Consider the following 1,829-nt stretch of genomic DNA (forward strand, 5'->3'; position numbering starts at 1 on the left):
GGTCGGGGCGCAGGGCGAAGTAGAAGGCTTCCGCCAGGGTGCGACCCCGCCAGCTACGGTGGGGCTCGTCGAACAGCCGCTGGTCCTTGAGCGATCCCTTGAGTACGGCCTCCGGCACCTTCAGGCGCAGCCGTTCGCGAAGTTCACGCAGGCAGGCATCGAGCAGGCGCTCGTGGGGATTGATGAACCCGCCAGGCAGCGCATAGAGGCCTTGGCCCGGAGCCGCGGTGCGCCGGGTGAGCAGGATATGGCCGGACTGCACCACCACCGCGTTGACGGTCACGAAGATCGGCGGGTAGGGCGCCTGGGCCCAGGCCTTGCGATACTGCTCGAGCAGGCGCTGCTCCTCGAGAAGCTGTTGGTAGGGTGGTTGCTCGCGAAACGCCGCAATGTGCCGAGTGACGCCGGGAGGTAGATCGTGGTGCGCGCCGGTCTCCAGGTAATCCTCGCAGGCCTCCCGGGAGCGAAAAAGCCGCTCGCGGATCTGGCTGGCCGAGATGCCCTCCACGACCGGCACACTCACCGATTCCCACTGGGGAAACAGCGACAGGTAGTAGCTCGACTGGCCACGGCTGGCACCGATCAAGCCGATGCGCGGCAATCGCGCAAGGGTAGGCAGGGTCAGGTCGCGCACCTTGCGCTGCACGTCGCGCACCCAGACATCGTCGTTGTAGAGCGCATCGAGGAGCGGGCTCACTTCAAGGCGCGCATTCTCCTTGTCATCGAAGGCGGCGCGCAGCATGGCCTGGCGTTCGGCGAAACGCCAGGGGTTGCGCAGCGAACGTGCCTGCCAGGCGGAACCGACCAGCACGATCACCTGCCTTGCGCGCTTGAGCGCTTCTCGCAACACCGCCAGATGCCCCAGGTGGATGGGCTGAAAACGGCCGATGAATACCAGGCAGTCGAAATCCTTTTCCGGCGCGGCGGCGTTCATGGTGCATCCTGTCGATGAGAAGGGGGCGCCCCATTATGGGCAGTGCTCCCAGGGCACGCAACGACGAACACTGCACCCCACGCTATAGTTAGGTATGCTACCGCTCACACTTGGCGCCATGATCGAACTCGCGCCCCAAAAAGTATTTTGCAAGGGAATCAATATGCTGAAACGTAGGCTGATGTTCTGGTGGAAAGTGGTGCAGGACGCCATCTCGCTGTGGCTCGAACGCAACGCCTTCAGCTACGCAGGCTCCTTGGCTTTCTATACGCTCTTCTCGCTGGCCCCCACCATCATCATCGCGGTCACCGTCATCGGCATCGTGCTCGGTGAAGACGCCGCCCAGGGACAGATCGTCGCCCAGCTTCAGGGTACCCTGGGGATGGACGCCGCTCAGGCGATCGAGCAGGCGGTGGCCCAGTCCCGCATTCAGGAGTCCGGCCTGCTGCCGACGCTTCTAGGCTTCGGGGCCCTGCTGGTCGGGGCCACCACGGTCTTCGCGCAGATGCAGTTCTCGCTCAACACCATCTGGGACGTGACGGCCAAGCCTACCTCCAACAGCGTGTTCATCTTCATCAAGACCCGTCTTCTATCGCTTACCGTGGTACTGGCCATCGGTTTCATTCTGCTGGTCTCGTTGGTCCTCGGTATATTTCTGCGCAGCATGCTCCAGGCGGCCAACTATGTGGTTCCCTACATCAGCTTCTTTACCACCACACTCGAGTCGCTGATATCGCTTGGCATGGTGACACTGCTGTTCGCCACCATCTTCAAGGTGTTGCCGGATGTCGTGCTGCGCTGGCGAGACGTGTTCATCGGCGGCGTGGTCACGGCGGTGCTGTTCACCATCGGGCGCAATCTCATCGCCGTCTATCTAGCGTACACCGCCACGGCC

At 62.9% G+C, this 1,829-nt stretch carries 2 protein-coding genes; one reads left to right on the forward strand and one right to left on the reverse strand.

The window, feature by feature from the left end; genetic code table 11:
• The coding region (locus BIS11_RS16460) for a bifunctional nicotinamide-nucleotide adenylyltransferase/Nudix hydroxylase (protein WP_253586571.1) at nucleotides 1–934 on the reverse strand (934 nt) is incomplete at its 3' end.
• Between the two features lie 163 nt (nucleotides 935–1,097).
• Here BIS11_RS16460 and BIS11_RS16465 point away from each other — a divergent pair.
• Nucleotides 1,098–1,829: YihY/virulence factor BrkB family protein (locus BIS11_RS16465; RefSeq protein ID WP_253586572.1), on the forward strand; the 732-nt coding region annotated here is incomplete at its 3' end.

It is taken from the genome of Halomonas sp. 707D4 (assembly GCF_024158685.1).
Lineage (GTDB): Bacteria > Pseudomonadota > Gammaproteobacteria > Pseudomonadales > Halomonadaceae > Vreelandella.